Source organism: Bradyrhizobium guangxiense, from assembly GCF_004114915.1.
In the GTDB taxonomy this organism is placed as follows: Bacteria; Pseudomonadota; Alphaproteobacteria; order Rhizobiales; family Xanthobacteraceae; genus Bradyrhizobium; species Bradyrhizobium guangxiense.
In genome coordinates, this window is the sequence record NZ_CP022219.1 from 3,594,241 (window position 1) to 3,615,829 (window position 21,589).

Consider the following 21,589-nt stretch of genomic DNA (forward strand, 5'->3'; position numbering starts at 1 on the left):
CTCTTACTCCGCCGCGACCATGTTCACGGGATCGCGGACGCCGATATCGTCGACATCGGCCCTGTGCGAATACTGGTCGATGCGCGCTTCGATCTCGTGACGGAAATGCGTGATCAGACCCTGGATCGGCCATGCCGCCGCGTCGCCGAGCGCGCAGATGGTGTGGCCCTCGACCTGCTTGGTGACCTCGAGCAGCATGTCGATCTCGCGCTTGTGGGCGCGGCCCTCGGCCATGCGGGTCAGCACGCGCCACATCCAGCCCGTGCCTTCGCGGCACGGCGTGCACTGGCCGCAGCTCTCGTGCTTGTAGAAGTACGAAATGCGGGCGATGGCGCGGATCAGGTCGGTCGACTTGTCCATCACGATCACGGCCGCGGTGCCGAGGCCCGAGCGCAGCTTGCTCAAGCTATCGAAATCCATCGGCGTGTCGATGATCTGCTCGGCCGGCACCATGCGCACCGACGAGCCGCCGGGGATCACGGCCTTGAGGTTGTCCCAGCCGCCGCGAATGCCGCCGCAATGCTTGTCGATCAGCTCACGGAACGGGATGCCCATGGCCTCTTCGACGTTGCAGGGCCGCTCGACATGGCCGGAGATGCAGAACAGCTTGGTGCCGACATTGTTCGGCCGGCCGATGCCGGCGAACCACGCCGCACCGCGGCGCAGGATGTCCGGCGCAACGGCGATCGACTCGACGTTGTTGACGGTGGTCGGGCAGCCGAACAGGCCGACATTGGCCGGGAACGGCGGCTTCAGGCGCGGCTGGCCCTTCTTGCCTTCGAGGCTCTCGAGCAGCGCAGTTTCCTCGCCGCAGATATACGCGCCGGCGCCGTGGGCGACGTAGAGGTCGAACGGCCAGCCGTTGAGATTGTCCTTGCCGATCAGCTTGGCCTCATAGGCCTGGTCGATCGCGGCCTGAAGGCGCTCGCGCTCGCGGATGAACTCGCCGCGGACATAGATGTAGCAGGCATGCGCGTTCATCGCGAAGCTGGCGATCAGGCAGCCCTCGACCAGGAGATGCGGATCGTGCCGCATGATCTCGCGGTCCTTGCAGGTGCCGGGCTCGGATTCGTCGGCGTTGACGACGAGATAGCTCGGCCGGCCGTCGGTCGATTCCTTCGGCATGAAGGACCATTTGAGACCGGTCGGAAAGCCGGCGCCGCCGCGGCCGCGCAGGCCCGACGCCTTCATCTCGTTGATGATCCAGTCGCGGCCCTTGTCGATGATGGTCTTGGTGCCGTCCCAGGCGCCACGGCGCCGCGCACCCTCGAGCCCCCAATCATGGAGGCCGTAGAGGTTCTTGAAGATGCGGTCCTTGTCCTCGAGCATATCAGTGCTTTCCGATCAACGATTGGACTGCTTGTAGGCAAGTCCGGCGGCGCAGACGGCGAAGGTCAGCGCCCAGAGCAGGCTGGATTCCAGCGACGCGTTCAGGCTGAAACGCTGCAGCAGGAAAATGAAGGTGGCCGCAACAGCGGCGTGCATCGCGATGAAGCCCCACTTCTTCATGGCACCGCTCCCCTGCCCCGCGGGCGACGAAAGATCACGCATCAGGTGGTCTCCTTCAGCGTGGTCGGGCCGGTGATCGGCGCCGAGAACTGGCGGCCGTTCTGCGGGCCGGGCTTGGGCGGGTTGCCCGAAGCAAAACCGTCGAGCACCTTGCCGAAGCTCTCCTTGGTCAGGTCCTCATAGGTGTCCTTGCCGATCAGCACCATCGGCGCGTTCACGCAGGCGCCCAGGCACTCCACCTCTTCCCAGCTGAAATTGCCGTCCTTGGACAGATGGAAGGGCTCGTGATGGATGCGATGCTCGCAGACGTGGATCAGATCCTCGGCGCCGCGCAGCCGGCACGGCGTGGTGCCGCAGACCTGGACGTGGGCCTTCTTGCCGACGGGCGCCAGCTGGAACATGGTGTAGAAGGTCGCGACCTCCAGCACGCGGATATAGGGCATGTCCAGCATGTCGGCGATGACGCGGATCGCGGCTTCCGACACCCAGCCCTCGTTCTGCTCCTGCGCGCGCCAGAGGATGGCGATCACGGCGGAAGCCTGCCGGCCGGCCGGATATTTCGCGATCTGCTGCCTGGCGAACGCGAGGTTCTCCTCCGTGAACGCAAAGCTCGCGGGCTGGACTTCCTTCGGTGCTAATCGGCGAACGGACATCTGTTATCTCTCACTGCATGCGGCGCGCGGACTTCGCATTCAAGTTCTTGGCATTCAAGTTCTTGGCGTTCATGGCTTCGATCCTGTCCTGCCAGAATGCGCTTGCGGTGCCGAAAACGTTGTAGCCGACATGGGTCGAGACCTTGATGCGGTCGAGGATCGACAGCTCGGTCACGGTCTCCATCCGGTTGCTGCGCGGATCAAACACGATCAGCTTCAGCGGGGTCTGCTCGAGGATGTAGCGCGACACGGCATGGGAGCGGTCGCTGCCGTGCTCCTCGCACATGATGACGCTGTCGGCCTGGAGCAGCCGTGCCCCGCCCTTGATCGCTTCGATCTCGACGCCCTCGACGTCGAGCTTGACCAGGTACTTGCCGGTCGCCGCCACCTTGCCGTCCTCGATCAGATTGTCGAGCGCGATGACCGGCACCTCCTCACCGCCCGCCGAAGGATCGCCGGCGATGCTGAAGGCTTCGTGCTTGGTGCCGGACAGCCGCGCGGTGCCGCGGGCGGCGCCGATCGCGCATTTCATGGTCTCGAAGCGGTTGCCGTTGACGCGCGCATTGTTGGCGAGCTTCGGATAGTTCTGCTCCGACGGCTCGATCGCGATCGCCTTGTGCGCGCCGAACGGCTTGCTCGAGACCAGCACCGACCAGTAACCGTAATTGGCGCCGCAATCGAGCAGCGTATAGTCGACGTCGATGGAGTCGGCGAACAGAAGCTCGAGCTCGTCCTCGTAATTGTACGAGCGGTTGAGCAGCTTGCTCCAATAGCCGTCGCCGTAGGGGAATTCGAACACGGCGTCGGGATTGAGCCTGATCGCGATGTTGCGCTCGGGCAGCGTCTTCCGCAGCAGATTCGCGCAGGCGATGTAGCCCATATGCGAGAAGTGCGAGGAGATCTTCGATCCCGTCACCAGCGCCAAGGCAGCCGTCCGCTCCCACAGGTTGGCCCCTTCAAGGGCCCCCGAGGCGCGGTCAAACTGGATTGGCGCCTGCGCCTTCACCGATCGACCTCTCCGAACACGATGTCGAGCGAGCCGAGGATCGCCGACACGTCGGCCAACAGATGGCCGCGGCAGATGTGATCCATGGCCTGCAGATGGGCAAAGCCCGGCGCGCGGATCTTGCACTTGTAGGGCTTGTTGGTGCCGTCGGCGACGAGATAGACGCCGAACTCGCCCTTGGGCGCCTCGACCGCGGCATAGACTTCGCCGGCCGGCACGTGAACGCCTTCGGTGTAGAGCTTGAAATGGTGGATCAAGGCTTCCATCGAGCGCTTCATCTCGCCGCGGCGCGGCGGCGCGACCTTGTTGTCGGCGACGACGACGGGGCCCTTGCCCTCAGGCGCATTCAGCTTCTGAATGCACTGCTTCATGATGCGCACGGACTGGCGCATCTCTTCCATCCGGATCAGGTAGCGGTCGTAACAGTCGCCGTTCTTGCCGATCGGGATGTCGAAATCCATCTCGGCGTAGCATTCATAGGGCTGCGACTTGCGCAAATCCCAGGCCGCGCCCGAGCCGCGCACCATCACGCCCGAGAAGCCCCACTCCCAGGCTTCCTTCAGCGGCACCACGCCGATATCGACGTTACGCTGCTTGAAGATGCGGTTGGCGGTGAGCAGCCGGTCGAGGTCGTCCACGACCTTCAGGAACGGATCGCACCAGGCCTCGATGTCGTCGACCAGCTTCTGCGGCAAATCCTGGTGCACGCCGCCAATGCGGAAGAAGGCTGCGTGCATGCGGCTGCCCGAGGCACGCTCGTAGAACACCATCAGCTTCTCGCGCTCTTCGAAGCCCCACAGCGGCGGGGGCAGCGCGCCGACGTCCATCGCCTGCGTGGTGACGTTGAGCAGATGCGACAGGATGCGGCCGATCTCGCAATAGAGCACGCGGATCAGCTGGCCGCGGCGCGGCACCTCGATGCCGAGCAGCTTCTCGGCAGCGAGGCAGAAGGCGTGCTCCTGGTTCATCGGCGCGACGTAGTCGAGCCGGTCGAAATACGGGATCGCCTGCAGATAGGTCTTCTGCTCGATCAGCTTTTCGGTGCCGCGGTGAAGCAGGCCGATATGCGGATCGACGCGCGCGACCACCTCACCATCCAATTCGAGCACAAGACGCAGCACGCCGTGCGCCGCCGGATGCTGCGGCCCGAAGTTGATGGTAAAGTTGCGAAGCTGTTCAGATTGCTCGTTCATGATCAGGCCTTCGGTCCCGCCTTCTCGTCACCGGGAAGCGGGTAGTCGGCCCCTTCCCACGGCGAGAGGAAATCAAACTTGCGGAATTCCTGGTTGAGCCGGACGGGCTCGTACACCACCCGCTTCTCCTGGTCGTCGTAGCGGACCTCGACGAAACCGGTGGTCGGGAAGTCCTTGCGCAGCGGATGCCCCTCGAACCCGTAGTCGGTGAGGATGCGGCGCATGTCGGGATGGCCGACGAAGAACACGCCGTAGAGATCGTAGGCCTCGCGCTCGAACCAGTCGGCGCCGGGAAACACGTCGATCAGCGACGGCACCTGGGTGGTCTCGTCGGCCTGCGCCTTGAGGCGGATGCGTGCGTTCAGCGTCGGTGACAGGAAGTGATAGATGACGTCGAAGCGCTTTTCGCGCGACGGATAGTCCGCCGCCGTGATGTCCGTGATGTTGACGAAGCGGCAGCCCGGGTCGTCGCGGAGGTACTTGACCACCTCGACGATCTTGCTGGCCTCGACATCAACCGTGAGCTGGTTGAAGGCCACCGAATGACCGGTGGCGGCGCCCGGAAGCGCACTAACGATCGTCTGCCCCAGGGCGTCGAGCTTGGCGTCGTCCATGACGTAAAACCTTAGCGTTCGATGGTGCCGGTGCGCCGGATCTTCTTCTGCAGCAGCAGCACGCCATAGAGCAGCGCTTCCGCCGTGGGCGGGCAGCCCGGCACGTAGATGTCGATCGGCACGATGCGGTCGCAGCCGCGCACGACCGAGTAGGAATAGTGATAGTAGCCGCCGCCGTTGGCGCAGGAGCCCATCGAGATGACGTAGCGCGGCTCGGGCATCTGGTCGTAGACCTTGCGCAGCGCGGGCGCCATCTTGTTGGTCAGGGTTCCCGCGACGATCATCACGTCGGACTGGCGTGGCGAGGCACGCGGAGCGAAGCCGAAGCGCTCGACGTCGTAGCGCGGCATCGACACCTGCATCATCTCGACCGCGCAGCAGGCGAGACCGAAGGTCATCCACATCAAGGAGCCGGTGCGCGCCCAGGTGATGAGGTCGTCGGTCGCGGCCACGAAGAAGCCCTTGTCGGACAGCTCGGAATTGACCTCGAGGAAGAACGGATCATTGGCCCCGACCGGCTTGCCGGTCGACGGGTCCAGAATGCCCTTGGCGGCCGGCGCGATGACCGGACCCGTGGACGATGCAGGGTTCAATCCCATTCCAGAGCTCCCTTCTTCCATTCATAGGCGAACCCGACCGTCAGCACGGCGAGGAACACCACCATGGACCAGAAGCCGGTCGCGCCAAGCTTGCCGAACGCCACCGCCCAGGGAAACAGGAACGCCACCTCGAGGTCGAAGATGATGAAGAGGATGGCGACCAAGTAGAAGCGGACGTCGAACTTCATGCGCGCGTCGTCGAAGGCGTTGAAGCCGCACTCATACGCCGACAGCTTTTCCGGATCGGGCTGCTGGAACGCCACGATGAAGGGCGCGATCAGCAGCACGAGGCCGATGAGGCCCGCTACCCCTATAAAGACGACGAGTGGAAGATAGTTCTGCAGAATGCCGCTCATTGGCGAGCCCTTTTTCCCGAGGCCTCGGGACAGCCACGGATTCGTCCGATTTGGAATTATTCTGAGCCTTAGCGCAGTGCACCAATGGGCGCAAGACACGCTCGTTTTAGGCCCTTTGCCGCCCCCAGAACGGTGAAAATCCCGGAATCGCCCGGCGCTGGTATGGAGCAGATCGTCGGGCCCAGCAAGTGCGGCCACAGGTTTTGCAGGGCAGCTGTCCGGAGATGGCGGCGCTCAGGCCACGGCTGCGTTTTGCCACGGTTCGTCCGAGAAAAACGCACGGTTTCCCGGCACCGCAGCGCCCCCAATTCGGGATGCGCCCACCGTCAGGGCTCCGACCGTCATCCGGCGACATCTTGGGCCGGCCATGTCCCTGAACAGCGCCGCACGACCGCCGATGATTGTCGCAGCCGCAAGACAAGACAAGTTGCAGCAAAGCCACCTATCCACAGGCGCAGGTCGTCAGACGAGCTATGCATCGCGGCGAGAGCGGTCTGCCTCCTGCGGGAACGGCATCGTCCCGCGGTATAGTGCAGTCCGACCGACCCCAGCCGCGAGCGCGGCGACGGCGACGACCAGGCCATCGCACGTGCCGCGCCCGGATGAGCTTCGGGCCGGGGGGCATGGCCCGCGAGCTCATCTATCTCGTCAATTACGGCTCCGGTGTCGCCCCCTCGCCCGTCCTCACCATTTGTAGGAGACGCTGGCGGTGACGCGCCGGCGATCGCCGTAGAAGCAGGACGTGGCCGAGGCGCAGCTGGCGACGTAGATCTTGTCGGTCAGGTTGATCACGTTCAGGGCCGTCCGCCAGTTCTCCCATTCGTAGTGGAGCGTGAGATCGCCGAGCAGGACCGAGGGAACCTCCAGCGTGTTGGCCTGGTCGGCCCAGGACGAGCCGATGTACCGCAAGCCGCCGCCGAAGCCGAACCCCGTCAGCGGTCCTTCCTTGAAGGTGTAGTCGGCCCAGCCCGACGCCAGAAGCTGGGGCGTGTTGGTCGGTGTCTTGCCGACGAGGGTCGGGTCGAGGTCCTTGCTCGTGAAAAGATGATAGGACGTGAAGGCGCCAATCAGCTTCAGCTCACGCGTGACGTTGGCCACCGCTTCCAGCTCGATGCCGCGCGAGGTCACCTCTCCGGTCTGGTTCTGCAGCACCGGCACGATGCCCGCTCCCGTGGTCGTCGTCACGTTCTGGCGAACAAGATCGAAAGCCGAGACGGTAAAATAGCCGTCGAAACCAACCGGCGCGACCTTCACGCCGATTTCGGCCTGCTTGCCGGTCTCCGGCAGGAACAGCTGGTTCGACGCATTGAGGCCGATGATCGGATTGTAGCTCGTCGAGTAGGACACGTAGGGCGCGATGCCGCTGTCGAAATTGTAGATCAACCCGGCGCGACCGCTGAACCTGCTGTCGTCCCGGCTGGCGACGGTCGCGCCGGTGTCCCGGGCCTCCTGCGTCGTCTCGACCCAGTCATTGCGGCCGCTCAGCACCAGCGTGAAATTGCCGAGCTTGATCTGGTCCTGAAGATAGGTGCCGGCCTGCTTCTGCGTGATCAGGAAGTTGCGGAACGGCGAGCCCGGTAACGGAACCTCGGCTCCCCCATAGGCCGGATTGAAGACGTTGATCGAGGGCACGCCGAACCCGAAGGCCTGGTAATCGTCGATCTGATAGCCCCGCAGATCGACACCGAACAGCATCGTGTGCCTGACCGGACCGGTGTTGAAGCGATACTCGAGCTGGTTATCGAGATTGGCCTGGGTGGCGGTGTTCTTCGCGTACCAGTTATATCGCCCCATCGTGGCGGTGTTGATGTTGGCCCAATCGTTGCCGACATAGCCGCGGTAGCTGATGTCGACATGCGCGAAGCGGGCGTTCTGCCTGAACGTCAAATCGTCGGTGAGGTTGCGCTCGAACTGATAGCCCAGCATCTCCTGCTCGCGTGTGAACTTGTCGACGCTGGGATCGCCGACGAAGAAGCTGGTGGGAATCTTGCCGAACCGCGCGTTCGTCACCGTGCCCTGGTAGGGCAGGAAGTTGATGCCGCGGGTATCCTGCTTCGAGGCCGATGCCAGCACCGTGAAGCTCGTGTCGGCATCGGGCTTCCAGGTGAACGATGGCGCGATGAAGTAGTTGTTATCAGGCGTGAAGTTAACCTGCGTGCCGCCGTTCTGGACCTGGCCGACCACGCGCGCGAACAGCTTGCCGTTCTCGGGGCTGGTCGCGACCGGGCCGCCCATGTCGAAGCTGACATAGGCATTGCCGAAATTGTTGACGCCCGCCTCGATGTAGCGGATCGGCTCGGCCGGCGGCATCTTGCTGATGACGTTGACGATGCCGCTCGGGCTTGATCCGCCGTAAAGCACGGCCGACGGACCGCGCAACACCTCGACCCGCTCCATGTTCGGGGTCTGCAGCTTCCAGCTGGCATAGGACGTGTAGAACAGCTGCATGCCGTCGAGGAACAGGCCGATATCCTCGGACTTGAAGCCGCGGATCAGCCACCAGTCGTTGCGGGTGTCCGTGCCGAAAGTCCCTGCGCGCACGCCGGCGGTGTAACGCAAGACCTCGTCGAGCTTGTTCGGCTTCTGGTCACGGATCTGCTCGGCACCGATGACGGACACCGATTGCGGCGTCTCCATGATCGGCGTGTTGGTCTTGGTGCCGGACGAGCTGCGGCCAGCGACATAGCCGTTCACCGGACCGCGCGGCGTCTCGACGAAGCCGGCATTGCGTTGCGGCTGAGGCTTGTTCCTGCTGGCGGCCTGCACCGAGCGCGGCGCACGGCGCTGAGGCGTCGTCGCCGCGCGGCGGCGCGCTTCCGGCGCGGTGACCGTCACCGACGGCAGATTCTGCGCGCCACTCTGCGCAGAAGATTGTGCGAGCGATGCCTGCGGCATCAAGACCCAAGCGGATGCGGTCGCCAACACGGCCGACCGCAGCATTCCAAGATTGTTCAACGCGCTACCCCAAAGCTGCATCTTCGACACGTCATGCCGCCTGTCCCCGGCGGCATGCGCTTGGAGGTGACGCTTATGAGAGGGCGCGAGAATTCCCTAATTGAAGGCTTCTTAGAAGGACTCTTAGAGGCGATCCAAGATGTCCGGAGATTGCTGGATGATGAGCGCGACCTCTTCTCTCGAGCATCTCGGCGGCGATCGCCGTGAGCAGATCGACCTGCGCCAGCAGTGTGGAACTCGGCCTCGCTCAGTTATTCCAGCAGGCGCCGGTTACACTCCTGCGCGCCTTCGACGATCGCATCGTGCGCAGCGAGACCCGCCGGGGTCAGCGAGATCACCACCTCGCGGCTGTCCATCGGATTTGCGATCTTCGTGATCAGCTTGCGCGAGAGCAGATTGGCCAGCGCGCGGCTGATCTGTCCCTTGTCCCGGCCGACGGCCTCGGCGTGTCGTGCCACGGCAGCCGTCACGACCACCCTCGGCGCTGTGCTCTTCATCTGGGCCGCCCGGGCTGGCGGCCTGAAGGCCATTCCGGCCGCCAGCCTGGCGCAATCCAGCGGGCGTAATGATGAAACCATTTTGCGGAACCCGCGAAACCATCCGGAAACAGATGGTCCTTAAGACATGAGCCTACAGACGGCGGCAAAGCCCGTCGGGAGGCTCAGATGAACCACTCAATTCATTCTGCTGATCGTGCGACCCACCTGAAGATCGTGGTGGTGGCGCTGGTGGCCGGCATCGTCGTTGCCGGCTTCGGGATCGCAGCCCGCACCCACGCCGATGACAGCCAGACCGCCCAGTCCACCCACGTGATCAAGGCCGGCAAGCCGGTGGTGGTGACGAGCGTGGGGACGTCAGAGATTCGCTGAGACGGCCGGCTTGGGGCTGATCAGAGGCCGCCGCCGGGCGGCCTTTTTCGTTTTCCAGAGCAATGCTTAGCCGAGATGCACCGGCGCCACGCAACGTCCTTGACTTCACCCAGCCCCACCTTTAAGTCCCCCCTCGTTCCGCGCGCGTCCAGCGAACCACGCGGGAGTAGCTCAGTTGGTTAGAGCGCCGGCCTGTCACGCCGGAGGTCGCGGGTTCGAGCCCCGTCTCTCGCGCCATTTTGGCAATCCCTTCATAGCCTTAGCCTGAACTCCTCGACGCCCATCGCATCGGCGCCAGCCATTGACGGTATCCCGCGGGAACTCTCGGCATAGTCAGGCCGCGCCCGAATCGTCTACGCCTTCCAGGACTTAGAGGGATCCCTACCCATTTCCGGCTTTTCCGGGGCTTCCCTGTCATTGGAATCGAGGAGGCCCGACATGGCGAAGAAGGATTCAGCCAAGAAGGATTCGGCAAAGAAGGCAGCCACCGTCACGCTCAAGCACCTCGCCGCCGACATCGCCGAAAGCCAGGACCTGTCGAAGAAGCGCGCCGAAGCCGTCCTGACCGACATGGTCGACCTGATCGCCAAGCACCTCAGGAAGGGCGACCGCGTCCGCATCGTCGGGCTCGGCATCCTCCAGGTCCGCAAGCGCGCCGCCCGCACCGGCCGCAATCCCACCACCGGCGAGCCCATCCACATCAAGGCCAGCAAGAAGGTCACCTTCCGTCCGGTCAAGGAACTGAAAGAGGCGATCTGAGCCAAGGTTTCATTAAGCCTGATCTCATCTCGTTCCGGCCGCGCCGCGGCCCGCTTTCTGCTATACCGCCTGTCTTCCCCTGACCCGGCGGTTTGACCAGCAATGTCCTCCCTCACCTTTTCGCACACCGTGACCGAGCGCTTCCTGCGCTACGTCACCATCGACACCCAGTCCGATCCGGAATCCCCTCGCTCGCCCTCGACCGAGAAGCAGAAGGATCTCGGCCGCGTGCTCGCCGCCGAGCTCAAGGCCATGGGCGTCGCGGACGCGCATCTCGACGAATACGGCTACGTCTACGGCACGATCCCGGCCAACACGACGAAGAAGGTGCCGGTGATCTGCTTCTGCTCGCACATGGATACCTCGCCCGACGTCACCGGCAAGGACGTCAAGCCGCAAGTTCTGAAGAACTATCGCGGCGGCGACATCACGCTACCGGGCGACACCAGCCAGGTGATCCGCTTCAATGAGCACCCCGCGCTGAAGAACCAGATCGGCAACGACATCATCACCACCGACGGCACGACGCTCTTGGGGGCCGACAACAAGGCCGGCGTTGCCGAGATCATGGATGCCGCGCATTTCTTCATCAACAATCCCGATGTGAAACACGGCACCATCAAGATCCTGTTCACGCCGGACGAAGAGATCGGCCGCGGCGTCGACAATGTCGACCTGAAGAAGCTGGGCGCCGATTTCGGCTACACCATGGACGGCGAGAGCGCCGGCTGCGTCGAGGACGAGACCTTCTCGGCCGACGGCGCCACCATCACCATCAACGGCGTCAGCGCCCATCCCGGTTACGCCAAGGGCAAGATGGAGCACGCCATCAAGATCGCAGCCGCCATCGTCGAGCGCCTGCCGAAGGAAGGCTGCTCGCCGGAGACAACCTCGGGCAAGCAGGGCTTCCTGCATCCGATCGGCATCGAGGGCGCGCTGGAGCAGGCAACGCTCTCCTTCATCGTCCGCGACTTCACCGAGGAAGGGCTGAAGGAGAAGGAGGTCCTGCTCGAGGGTATCGTCAAGGACGTGATGAAGGACTATCCGCGCTCGACCTACACGTTCGAGGTGAAGGAGCAGTACCGCAACATGAAGCAGGTGATCGACCGTCACCCGCACGTGCTCGAATATGCCATCGAAGCGATCCGCCGCGCCGGCCTGCGCCCGATGCGCACTGCGATCCGCGGCGGCACCGACGGCTCGCGCCTGTCCTTCATGGGCCTGCCCTGCCCCAACATCTTCGCCGGCGAGCACGCCTTTCACTCCCGGCTCGAATGGGTTAGCCGGCAGGATATGGAAAAGGCGGTGCAGACCATCGTGCATCTGGCGATGATCTGGGAAGAGAAGGCCTGACGCTTCTCGACGGCGTCCGTTATGGCCGGGCTTGCGCCCGGCCATTTGTTTCGAGCCTACGGCACCGGCATTGCGCGAGGACTGCGATGGAAGCGATTTGAGCTCGCCATCCAGTTCGGCAACGGTTCTCCGTCACGATGCCGTCCGCCGGCCACGGCCGCAGCCCACGCCACCGCGGCACCAATCAAAGTCGCGGCGGCGATCGAGAACGCCACGATGATGGAGTTGCGCCGCGCACGGTTGATTGCCGTCTTGGAGTCCGCGATCAACGCATCGCCCCGCCGTTCGGCGTCCGGGGCCGCCAGCCCCGTAAGAGCAGCAACCTGTTGCACCAGATAGGCGCGGTCGTCGGTGCTAACGCCGCTGTGGCTGGACGAGGTCATCAGAATGCGTCCCGCCTCGGCCCGTGCTTCCCTCAGATCGACATTTGGCGCGCGGCGCGGCGCGCGGAACAACTTATCGAGCTCATAGCTCAACAAGGGTTCGGCCGCCGACGTGGTGCCTGCCGAGCTGCGCATCGGTGAACGGTCGATCGTGGCAGCGCCGAGAAGCGCGAGCAGAGCCGCGCCGGCCAGCACAGCCATGGCCCAGGAGGTCAGACCGTGCAGGCCGTCCCGCCGCTCACCATCGTCTTCGATCGTCGCCAGCGCGGGCGCTGGACGCGTCGTCCGGCCGGCGATGTAACCGCCAAAGCCGAAGCTGATGACCGCCTGGATGATCAGGTACAGCCCGGACAGCAGCGCCAGGGCTGCCGAGGCATCGCGCCATGTCGGCGAGGCCGAACTGACGCCGAGGCCGACTGCCACGCCAAAGCCGACCAGGATGAACGACATTGCACCAGCGGCGAGAGCGCCGGCGAACACCGAGCTCCACTGGATGGTCCGGCGGTCGGCAGTCGCCGCGCCACCCTCCATCACGTCTTCCCGTACGAGAGTTTCCATTGCCGTTCTCTCAGCGCAGGCCGAAGAACGACAGGATCGCCATGATCACGACGATCAGGCCGATCAGATAAATCAGTCCGTCCATTGTCCCATCCTCCTCAGACATTTCTGGTCGCTAATCGGGAAGGATGACGAACGTTCCTAATTCGGCGTCAGTTGCGGAACGAACCGGCCGCATGCGCGTTGCCTGTTCGAGTCCCGAGGATGAAGATTGTGAGCACAAGGGCCTCAGCCGGTCATACCGGCTGGGGCCTTTCCGCGTTCGTAAGGCCTGATCGCTCCCCTCACCTGTCCTATGTTAACGACGCCGGCTTCGCGATCATTGAAGATGCGATCGGGGCGGGACCTCCAGATCGGGAGAGGCGCGTGGATCGCAGAACGGCGTGCCTGCATCAAGCCGACGCATTCCGGGAGAAGGCCCTCGCCGATCCCGAGCACCACGACCAGTGGATCGATGAAGCCATCAAATGGCTGGAACGCGCGATGGAGGCGAGTTGTCGCGCCGCCGTAACCGTCGAGGGCGGCAATCCCGAGCCGACGGGTATCATCGAAACCGTTGCCCCGCATCAACGCCTCATCGCCCGCCAGTAAGCGGCGGACGCGGCACTGCGGCAATTGTTCCGAGGACGTAACAATGTTGCGGGTCGACACTGTTCCCGCCGCCATGCTAGGCCGGGCACCGACCGCAATCAGAGTGACGTCGTGCCCGCGCATCGCCAGCCTTCACGAACCTGCCGTCCGCGCAACTGGCGCGGCCTGCTGTCCGTGCTGATCGCGGTCGTCTATCTGCTCGCGGGCGCGCTGCACGGCGCACACGATATCGACGTCACCACGCCCGGCGGCGGTTCGGAGATCGCCGCGGTCCTGGATGGCAGCGCCGGCCATGGCGACCACAAGGCCATCGGCGGACATCATTGCCATGGCTGTTTCTCGCTGACGGTGGCGCAGCCGGCGCTGTCGACCGCAGCGACCGCGCTCGTGTCGGCGCCGAGCCCGCAACAGGCCGCCCGGCTCGCCGGAATTGTTCCCGATACCGACTCTCCCCCTCCCAGACCTGTTGCCTGAACGGATTGGTCGGGCGTTCCGCGCCCATAGGTTCATCCTTCACAGGTCGGTTTCATGTTTCGTAAGGGAATGGCCGCGCGCATCGCGTGCGCGGCAGCATGCCTGATTGCAGGCGTGGCGCTCACACCGTCGCAGGCCCAGACTTTGACGATGCGAAGCGCGCTGTCGCGCGCACTGGCCGCGAGCCCGCGTCTGACGGCAGCCGAGCGCGACGTCGGCATCGCTACCGGCCAGCGCATCCAGGCGCGCGCCCTGATCAATCCGGAACTGTCCTACGAACAGGACGATTCATTCGGTTCAGGCAAATATCGCGGGACCCGATCGGCCGAGACCACGCTCCAGATCAGCCAGGCGTTCGAGCTGTTCGGCAAGCGCGACGCGCGGATCGCGGCCGGAGCTGCCGGCGTCGAGGTCGCCGCGATCCAGCGCAGGGCCATCAGGCTCGAGGTGCTGTCGGAGACCGCGATCGCCTTTCTCGGCGTGCTCGGCGCGCAGCGGCGCATCCAGATCCTCGACGAGCAGATCGCCGCCATCGACCGCCTGACGCCGCTGCTGCGCCGCCGGGTCGAAGCCGGCGCCTCCTCGCCGGCCGAGACCGGCCGCGCCGAGGTCGCCTCCGCCCTGGTGAAGGCCGACCGCGAACGCTTCAAAGCGACGCTGGCGAGCGCCCGGCGTGAGCTTGCGGTGCTGATGGGCGATGCGTCGGCGAAATTCGGCGAGGTCTCCGGCCGGTTCGACACCATGGGCAAGCCGCCGACGTTCCAGTCCGTGGTCGCCGCCATCGACGCCAATCCACAGCTGGCGCGCTGGACCGCGGTCTATGCGCAGCGCAATGCCGAGCTCTTGCTGGCGCGGCTCAAGCCCTATCCGGACGTGCGGATCGCGGCGGGCTGGCGTCACTACAGCGAGACCAATGACGATGCGGTGCGGCTCTCCCTCTCTGTGCCAATTCCCGTGTTCGACCAGAACCAGGGCAACATCCTCTCGGCGCAGGAAAGCCTCGCCAAGACCAAGGCCGAGCGCGAGGCCAATCGCAACGCGCTGATCGTGATCGCCGGCCGCGCCTACGATTCGCTGCAGGGCTCGCTGCGCGAGCTCGCGATGCTGCGCGAGACCGCGATCCCCAAGGCCGTCGAGGCGTCCGAGGCGATCTCGCAAGGCTATGGCCAGGGCCGCTTCACCCTGCTGGAGGTGCTCGATGCCCAGGCGAGCGTGACCCAGGCGCGGCTGCGCGAGCAGGAGGCGCTGCAGAGCTTTCACGCCGGCGTTGCGACCATCGAAGGTCTCGTCGGCAACCCCTTCACGCTGGCGCGGGAGAGCGCACGATGAAGATCCCCTCCATTATTCTCGTGGCCGTCGTTGCCGCCGCGCTCGGCGCTTACGGCTATTCCCTGCTCGCGCCGGCGAAGCCTGCACCCAGCGCGCATGCCGAGCATTCCGAGCCGAGGAAGCCGAACGACCATGTCGAGCAGGACGAGCACGGCGCCGACCGCATCCGCATCTCCGACGTGAAGCTGGCGGCCGCCGGTGTGGTGCTGGCGGAGGCTGCGGGCGCGACGCTGACCGACACGCTCGCCTTCAACGGCATTCTGCGCACCAACCAGGAAGCCGTGGTGCAGGTGACGCCGCGCTTTCCGGGCCTCGCCAAATCCATCCAGAAGCGCATCGGCGACAAGGTCGGCAAGGACGATCTGCTCGCCGCGATCGAGAGCAACCAAAGCCTCACCGTCTACGAGCTGAAGGCGCCCATTGCCGGCACCGTCATCGAGCGGCAGATCTCGCTCGGTGAATACGCCTCCGAACAGAAGCCTGCCTTCGTCGTCGCGGACCTCTCCACCATCTGGGTCGACCTGTCGATCTACCGGCAGGATCTCCGCCGCGTCCGTCTCAACGACGAGGTGCTGATCGATCCCGACGACGGTCGCGGCGAGATCAAGGGCACGATCTCCTACATGGCGCCGATCGGCTCGAGCGAAACGCAGACCGCGCTCGCCCGCGTGGTGCTGCCCAATGCGGACGGGCGCCTACGGCCCGGCCTGTTCGTCACCGCGCGGTTGATCCTCGCCGCCCGCGACGTCGCGGTCGCGGTGCGCCGGAGCGCGATCCAGACGCCGGAGAACAAGACGATCGTGTTCGTACGCGAGGACGGCGACAAGATCGAGGCGCGGCCCGTGGAAACAGGCGATTCCGATTCGCGCCACGTCGAGATCAAGGCGGGCCTTTCGGCCGGCGAGCGTTACGTCGCCGAGAACAGCTTCGTCGTGAAGGCGGAGATGGGCAAGGGCGAGGCCGAACATGATTGAGCGCCTCATCGCCGTCTCGCTACACCAGCGCTGGCTGGTCCTCCTGCTCGCGCTCGGCGCTGTCGCTTTCGGAGTTTGGAATTTCCAGCGGCTGCCGATCGACGCGGTGCCTGACATCACCAACGTCCAGGTCCAGATCAACACCCGCGCGCCCGGCTATTCGCCGCTCGAGACCGAGCAGCGCATCACCTTCCCGGTCGAGACCGCGATGGGCGGCCTGCCGAAGCTCGACTACACCCGCTCGCTGTCGCGTTACGGCCTCAGCCAGGTCACGGTCGTCTTCAAGGACGGCACCGACATCTACTTCGCCCGGCAGCTCGTCGGCGAACGCATCCAGCAGGTCAAGGACCAGCTGCCGGCGGGCGTCGAGGTCGCGATGGGCCCGGTCTCGACCGGCCTCGGCGAAATCTTTATGTATACCGTCGAGGCCAAGACGGACGACAAGGCGCGCGCGAAGACGCAAGGCGGCCACGATTATTCGCTGACCGATCTGCGCACCGTGCAGGATTGGATCATCCGTCCGCAGCTCCGCAACGTGCCTGGCGTGATCGAGGTCAACACCATCGGCGGCTTCGAGCGGCAGTTCCACGTGCTGCCGGACCCCGGCAAGCTGATGGCCTACCGGCTCCGCTTCCGCGACGTGATGACGGCGCTGGCCGCCAACAACGCCAATGTCGGCGCCGGCTATATCGAGCGCAACGGCGAGCAATATCTGGTTCGTTCGCCGGGCCAGGTCGGCAATATCAGCGAGATCCAGGACATCGTGATCGGCTCGCGCGGCGGGAATCCCGTCAGGATCAGGGACGTCGCAACCGTCACGGAAGGCCGCGATCTGCGCACGGGAGCTGCAACGCGCGATGGCGAGGAAACCGTGCTCGGCACCGCCATGCTGCTGATCGGCGAGAACAGCCGCAGCGTCGCCCGCCGGGTCGCGGCTCGTCTCGAGGAGATCGCCAAGTCGCTGCCCGACGGGGGCGTGACGCGGACCGTGTACGACCGCACTGACCTCGTCGAAGCCACCATTCGCACCGTCAAGAACAACATGCTGGAAGGCGCGGCCCTGGTGGTGGCCGTGCTGTTCCTGATCCTCGGCAACATCCGCGCGGCGCTGGTGGTGGCCAGCGTCATTCCGTTGTCCATGGCCATGACGATATCAGGCATGGTCGCGACGAAAGTGAGCGCCAACCTGATGAGCCTGGGCGCGATCGATTTCGGCATCATCGTCGACGGCGCCGTCATCATCGTCGAGAATTGCCTGCGCATGTTGGCCGCGGCGCAACGCGAGAAAGGCGGTCTGCTCACGACCGCCGAACGGCTGCGCGCGATCCTGCGCGGGTCGAGCGAGGTGATCAAGCCGAGCCTGTTCGGAACACTGATCATCGCCGTGGTCTATCTGCCCGTGCTGACGCTGACCGGAATCGAGGGCAAGATGTTCACGCCGATGGCGCTGACCGTGCTGATGGCGCTGGTCGCCGCCGTGCTGTTCTCCGTCACCTTCGTGCCGGCGGCGGTCGCCATCGTCGTCACCGGCAAGGTGTCCGAGCACGAAAACCTGTTCATGCGGATGGCCAAGCGCGCCTATCTCCCCCTGCTCCACCTTGCTATCGACAACCGGATTGCCGTCGCCCTCACGGCTGGACTCATCGTGACCGCGAGCGGCATCGCCGCCGCGCGGATGGGCGGCGAGTTCATTCCGAGCCTGGACGAAGGCGACGTCGCGCTGGCCTCGATCCGGATTCCCGGCACCAGCCTCACGCAATCGCTCGACCTGCAGAAGGCGCTGGAAAAGCGCGTCAAGCAAGTCCCTGAGGTCAAGGAGTTCTTCACCCGCATCGGCACCGCCGAGATCGCGACTGACCCGATGTCGCCGGCGCAGACCGACGGCTACATCATGCTCAAGCCGCGCGCCGAATGGCCTGACCCGGGCAAGCGGAAATCGGACGTGATCGAGGCCATCGAGCATGCCGCGGACGAGATTCCCGGCAGCGCCTATGAAATCTCCCAGCCGATCCAGTTCCGTGTCAACGAGCTGATCTCCGGCGTGCGCACCGACGTCGGCGTCAAGATCTTCGGCGACGATCTCGACATCCTGCAAGGCGCCGCCAAGCAGGTCGAGGCCGCGATCCGCGGCATCCGCGGCGCCAGCGACGTCAAGATCGAGCAGGTCGCGGGCCTGCCGATCCTCACCGTCCGCCTCGACCGCCAGGCGCTCGCGCGCTACGGCCTCAGCGTCGGCGAGGTGCAGGGCATCGTCGAGATCGCGGTCGGCGGCAAGTCGGCCGGCACGCTGTTCGAAGGCGATCGCCGTTTCGACATCGTCGTGCGCCTGCCGGAGCACCTGCGCGGCAATCTCGAGGCGATCCGGGCGATCCCGATCCCGCTGCCGCCCGGCGAGGACGTAGCAATCGGCGCAGCCGTTCGAACGGCGCTGGCCAGCTCTCCCCTCGCCCAGATGCGCTACGTGCCGTTGTCGTCGGTCGCCACCGTGGACGCGACGCCGGGGCCGAACCAGATCAGCCGCGAGAACGGCAAGCGGCGGATCGTCGTCACCGCCAATGTCCGCGCCCGCGACCTCGGCTCCTTCGTGGCCGAGGCCGAAGCGGCGGTGGCCGAGAAGGTCAAGCTGCCGGCTGGTTACTTCATCGGCTGGGGCGGCCAGTTCGAGCAATTGGTCTCGGCAACCAAGCGGCTGATGATCGTGGTGCCGGTGGCCCTGCTCCTGGTGTTCCTGCTGCTGTTCATGGGGATGGGATCGGCTGCGGATGCGGCGCTGGTGTTCTCCGGCGTGCCGCTGGCGCTGACCGGCGGCGTTGCGGCGCTGCTGCTGCGCGACATCCCGCTATCGATCAGCGCCGGCGTCGGCTTCATCGCGCTGTCGGGCATCGCCGTTCTCAATGGTCTCGTCATCATCGCCTTCATCGAGCGTCTGCGCCGCGAAGGACGCACCATCGCGGAGGCCGTGCGCGAAGGCGCGCTGACGCGGCTGCGCCCGGTGCTGATGACCGCCCTCGTCGCCTCGCTCGGCTTCGTGCCGATGGCGCTCGCCACCGGCGCCGGCGCCGAGGTGCAGCGGCCGCTCGCGACCGTGGTGATCGGGGGCATCATCTCCTCGACCATCCTGACGCTGCTGGTGCTACCGGCGCTCTACGTGCTGTTCCGCCGTGACGTGGCACACGAAACGCCTACAATGGCGCTTGATTTGGCGGCGTCCGGGGAGCGCTAGAATTGGGCAGCCACGACCACCACGGTCATCACCACCATGGTCATGCAGACCATTCGCATGACCATGGCCACGACCAAGGTCACGCGCACAATCATGGCCATGGTGATCATGGTCATGGGCCCGGCCATGTCCACACGCCCGCCAATTTCGGCAAGGCGTTCGCGCTCGGCATTGCGCTCAACACCGCGCTGGTCGCCGCCGAGGCGGTCTACGGGTATATCGGCAATTCCACCGCCCTGCTCGCCGATGCCGGCCATAATTTGTCCGACGTGCTCGGCCTCGTCATCGCCTGGGGCGCCTCGATCGCAGCCCGCCGCGCGCCCAGCGGCCGCTTCACCTACGGTTTTCGCGCCTCCACCATCCTGGCGGCGCTGGCCAATGCGGTGTTCCTGCTGGTCGCGACCGGCGCGATCGGCTGGGAGGCGATCCTGCGCCTGCGCGAGCCCGAGCCGGTCGCCGGCGTCACCGTGATGGTGGTCGCTGGCATCGGCATCCTCATCAACAGCTTCACCGCCCTGCTGTTCGCAAGCGGGCGCAAGGACGACATCAACATCGAAGGCGCCTATTTGCACATGGCGGCGGACGCCGCGGTCTCGCTCGGCGTCGTGATCTCGGCCGCGCTGATCATCTGGAGTGGCTGGCTCTGGCTCGATCCCGTCACCAGCCTCGTCATCTGCGCCACCATCCTGTGGAGCACGACCAGCCTCTTGCGCGGCTCCATCGACATGTCGATGGCGGCCGCCCCCAAGGGCACCGATCTCGCCGCGATCCGGGCGTTCCTGCTGGCGCGGCCGGGCGTCTCGGGGATTCACGATCTCCACGTCTGGCCGATCTCAACCACCGAGACGGCGCTGACCTGCCATCTCGTGATGCCCGCAGGCAGCGCCGATGCATTCCTGATGGAGACCGCGCAGATGCTGAAGGCCTCCTTCCGCATCGGCCACACCACGCTTCAGATCGAGACGCATCCGGACAACGGCTGCGCGCTGGCGCCGGATGATGTGGTGTGAGGGCTTCTCACCGTCACCCTGAGGTGGCCGCTTCTTCAGCGGCCCTCGAAGGGCGACGGCCCGACTGCATCTCGGCCGTTCATCCTTCGAGGCTCCCAGCGCGATGCTCCGCATCGCGCCACTCGCACCTCAGGATGACGGATCTGATAGGGCCGCAAGCTTCGAGGATCGCTGCCGCTATCCCGTCTTCGCCGTCACGATCCAGATCGCGCCCTGCAGCGTCACGCTCTGCCCCTTCAGAAACGGCGCGAGCATCTCGCGGATCGACGCCTTGGCGGCCGCGTATGTCTCCGGCGGATGGCCCTGGAGCGCACGGCTGGCCGGGCCGATCTGAAGCGCGCCGTCGACCGCCGCATCGAGCCCGCCGCCGATCGCGACGTCCATCGGAAGATCATAGGGCTCCATCGCCACGTCGACGAAGCCCGCGCCTTTGAGGATGCGCGTCACGCGCTCTTCCGAGGCGAAAGCGAACGGGCCCGGCTCCTCCGGCCCGACCGGCGGCATCTTCGGCACGTGCTTGTAGACCGCCATCAACGGCGCCATCATCCACGGGTTTTGCTTCGGCTCGCGCCAGCAGGCGAAGGCGAGCCGCCCGGTCGGCTTCAGCGCACGCCGCAGATTGGTGAAGGAGGCAACGGGATCGGCGAAGAACATCACGCCGAAGCGCGAGGCCAGGAGATCGAAGCTCGCCGGCTCGAACGGATACACCGTCGCGTCCGCCAGCACGAAATCGAGCGGCAGGCCTTTTGGCGCAAACGCGCGCGCCTGCGACAGCATCGGCTCGGACACATCGAGGCCGAGCGCAAATCCATTCGGCGCGACCGCCCTCGCGAAGGCAAAAGTCGTCGCGCGGGAGCCGCAACCGACATCGAGAACGCGCTCGCCCGGCGTCACGCCGGCGCGGTCGATCAGCACATCGGCGATGGGTCCGAGCAGGTTCTCCTGCGCCGCATGGCGATCGGCCCAGCGCTGCCCGCTCGGCCCGTTCCAATAGGCGATCTGGTCGGCGTTCTGCTCGTGTCCGCTCGGTTGTTGCATAGTGTCCCCGTCATTCCCATCCGCGCAATACCCGCCGCCACCGCGGCCCACCCGCATGCACCGGCACAGCGGCGATATCACGTCGGGACGCTCGGCGCACTCTTTCCGGTCCGCGAAACCGCAAGCGACAGGGCAAATCGTCT

20 protein-coding genes, 1 tRNA gene and 1 pseudogene are annotated in these 21,589 nt (G+C 65.3%); 10 read left to right on the forward strand and 12 right to left on the reverse strand.

What is annotated here, in order from left to right; genetic code table 11:
• Positions 1-3 precede the first annotated feature (3 nt).
• From nuoF to X268_RS17025, 10 genes and pseudogenes are all read right to left on the reverse strand, one after another.
• A complete protein-coding gene (gene nuoF, locus X268_RS16980) occupies positions 4-1,329 on the reverse strand; it encodes an NADH-quinone oxidoreductase subunit NuoF (protein WP_128926009.1) in 1,326 nt (441 codons plus the stop codon).
• Between the two features lie 15 nt (positions 1,330-1,344).
• Complete coding sequence (locus X268_RS16985) at positions 1,345-1,551, reverse strand: hypothetical protein (protein WP_128926010.1); 207 nt, start codon at positions 1,549-1,551, stop codon at positions 1,345-1,347.
• Positions 1,551-2,162, reverse strand: a complete 612-nt coding sequence (gene nuoE, locus X268_RS16990; RefSeq protein ID WP_061877839.1) for an NADH-quinone oxidoreductase subunit NuoE — start codon at positions 2,160-2,162, stop codon at positions 1,551-1,553. The genes X268_RS16985 and nuoE overlap by 1 nt, the downstream gene beginning before the upstream one ends.
• Before the next feature lie 10 nt (positions 2,163-2,172).
• Positions 2,173-3,168: an FkbM family methyltransferase gene (locus tag X268_RS16995; protein WP_128926011.1), complete on the reverse strand. Its 996-nt coding sequence runs from the start codon at positions 3,166-3,168 to the stop codon at positions 2,173-2,175.
• Positions 3,165-4,361: an NADH-quinone oxidoreductase subunit D gene (locus tag X268_RS17000; protein ID WP_128926012.1), complete on the reverse strand. Its 1,197-nt coding sequence runs from the start codon at positions 4,359-4,361 to the stop codon at positions 3,165-3,167. The genes X268_RS16995 and X268_RS17000 overlap by 4 nt, the downstream gene beginning before the upstream one ends.
• A 2-nt stretch (positions 4,362-4,363) precedes the next feature.
• Entirely contained in the window at positions 4,364-4,975 is a 612-nt protein-coding gene (locus tag X268_RS17005; protein WP_128926013.1) for an NADH-quinone oxidoreductase subunit C, read from the reverse strand.
• Positions 4,976-4,986: 11 nt separating this feature from the next.
• Positions 4,987-5,574 (reverse strand): NuoB/complex I 20 kDa subunit family protein, encoded by a 588-nt coding sequence (locus X268_RS17010; RefSeq protein WP_164937776.1) that lies wholly within the window; start codon positions 5,572-5,574, stop codon positions 4,987-4,989.
• Positions 5,565-5,930 carry an NADH-quinone oxidoreductase subunit A gene (locus tag X268_RS17015; RefSeq protein ID WP_008136158.1) on the reverse strand — a complete coding sequence of 122 codons (366 nt, stop codon included), beginning with the start codon at positions 5,928-5,930 and terminating at the stop codon, positions 5,565-5,567. The genes X268_RS17010 and X268_RS17015 overlap by 10 nt, the downstream gene beginning before the upstream one ends.
• 684 nt (positions 5,931-6,614) lie before the next feature.
• Positions 6,615-8,870, reverse strand: coding sequence for a TonB-dependent siderophore receptor (locus tag X268_RS17020; protein WP_164938147.1), 2,256 nt, complete (start codon positions 8,868-8,870; stop codon positions 6,615-6,617).
• A 193-nt stretch (positions 8,871-9,063) separates the two neighbouring features.
• A pseudogene (locus X268_RS17025) lies at positions 9,064-9,346 on the reverse strand (MarR family winged helix-turn-helix transcriptional regulator); the annotation flags it as partial.
• A 204-nt stretch (positions 9,347-9,550) separates the two neighbouring features.
• On the opposite strand from X268_RS17025, the gene X268_RS17030 reads away from it, so the two are divergent.
• From X268_RS17030 to pepT, 4 genes are all read left to right on the forward strand, one after another.
• A complete protein-coding gene (locus X268_RS17030; protein WP_128926015.1) occupies positions 9,551-9,754 on the forward strand; it encodes a hypothetical protein in 204 nt (67 codons plus the stop codon).
• A gap of 160 nt (positions 9,755-9,914) precedes the next feature.
• Positions 9,915-9,991 (forward strand) — tRNA-Asp (locus X268_RS17035).
• A gap of 201 nt (positions 9,992-10,192) precedes the next feature.
• Positions 10,193-10,513: an HU family DNA-binding protein gene (locus tag X268_RS17040; RefSeq protein WP_128926016.1), complete on the forward strand. Its 321-nt coding sequence runs from the start codon at positions 10,193-10,195 to the stop codon at positions 10,511-10,513.
• Positions 10,514-10,615: 102 nt separating this feature from the next.
• Positions 10,616-11,866, forward strand: coding sequence for a peptidase T (pepT, locus tag X268_RS17045; RefSeq protein WP_128926017.1), 1,251 nt, complete (start codon positions 10,616-10,618; stop codon positions 11,864-11,866).
• Positions 11,867-11,922: 56 nt separating this feature from the next.
• Here the strand turns inward: pepT and X268_RS17050 are convergent, their stop codons facing one another.
• Positions 11,923-12,807 carry a hypothetical protein gene (locus X268_RS17050; protein WP_128926018.1) on the reverse strand — a complete coding sequence of 295 codons (885 nt, stop codon included), beginning with the start codon at positions 12,805-12,807 and terminating at the stop codon, positions 11,923-11,925.
• A gap of 204 nt (positions 12,808-13,011) precedes the next feature.
• On the opposite strand from X268_RS17050, the gene X268_RS17055 reads away from it, so the two are divergent.
• The 6 genes from X268_RS17055 to X268_RS17080 all read left to right on the forward strand — a co-directional run bounded on the left by X268_RS17055 (position 13,012) and on the right by X268_RS17080 (position 20,408).
• Positions 13,012-13,398, forward strand: coding sequence for a hypothetical protein (locus X268_RS17055; RefSeq protein ID WP_128926019.1), 387 nt, complete (start codon positions 13,012-13,014; stop codon positions 13,396-13,398).
• A 111-nt stretch (positions 13,399-13,509) separates the two neighbouring features.
• The gene (locus X268_RS17060; RefSeq protein ID WP_128926020.1) at positions 13,510-13,872 is read left to right on the forward strand and encodes a hypothetical protein; all 363 of its coding nucleotides are present in this window, start codon (positions 13,510-13,512) and stop codon (positions 13,870-13,872) included.
• Positions 13,873-13,926: 54 nt separating this feature from the next.
• On the forward strand, positions 13,927-15,201 hold the full coding sequence (gene ihpA / locus X268_RS17065) for a divalent metal ion exporter subunit IhpA (RefSeq protein WP_128926021.1): 1,275 nt from the start codon (positions 13,927-13,929) through the stop codon (positions 15,199-15,201).
• Complete coding sequence (gene ihpB / locus X268_RS17070) at positions 15,198-16,175, forward strand: divalent metal ion exporter adaptor subunit IhpB (protein ID WP_128926022.1); 978 nt, start codon at positions 15,198-15,200, stop codon at positions 16,173-16,175. Before ihpA ends, ihpB begins: the two co-directional genes overlap by 4 nt.
• A complete protein-coding gene (locus X268_RS17075; protein WP_128926023.1) occupies positions 16,168-19,398 on the forward strand; it encodes an efflux RND transporter permease subunit in 3,231 nt (1,076 codons plus the stop codon). Before ihpB ends, X268_RS17075 begins: the two co-directional genes overlap by 8 nt.
• Positions 19,399-19,400: 2 nt before the next feature.
• Positions 19,401-20,408 (forward strand): cation diffusion facilitator family transporter, encoded by a 1,008-nt coding sequence (locus tag X268_RS17080; protein ID WP_128926024.1) that lies wholly within the window; start codon positions 19,401-19,403, stop codon positions 20,406-20,408.
• 177 nt (positions 20,409-20,585) lie between these two features.
• On the opposite strand, the gene X268_RS17085 is transcribed toward X268_RS17080, so the two are convergent.
• Entirely contained in the window at positions 20,586-21,446 is an 861-nt protein-coding gene (locus X268_RS17085; RefSeq protein ID WP_128926025.1) for a class I SAM-dependent methyltransferase, read from the reverse strand.
• Between the last annotated feature and the right edge of the window lie 143 nt (positions 21,447-21,589).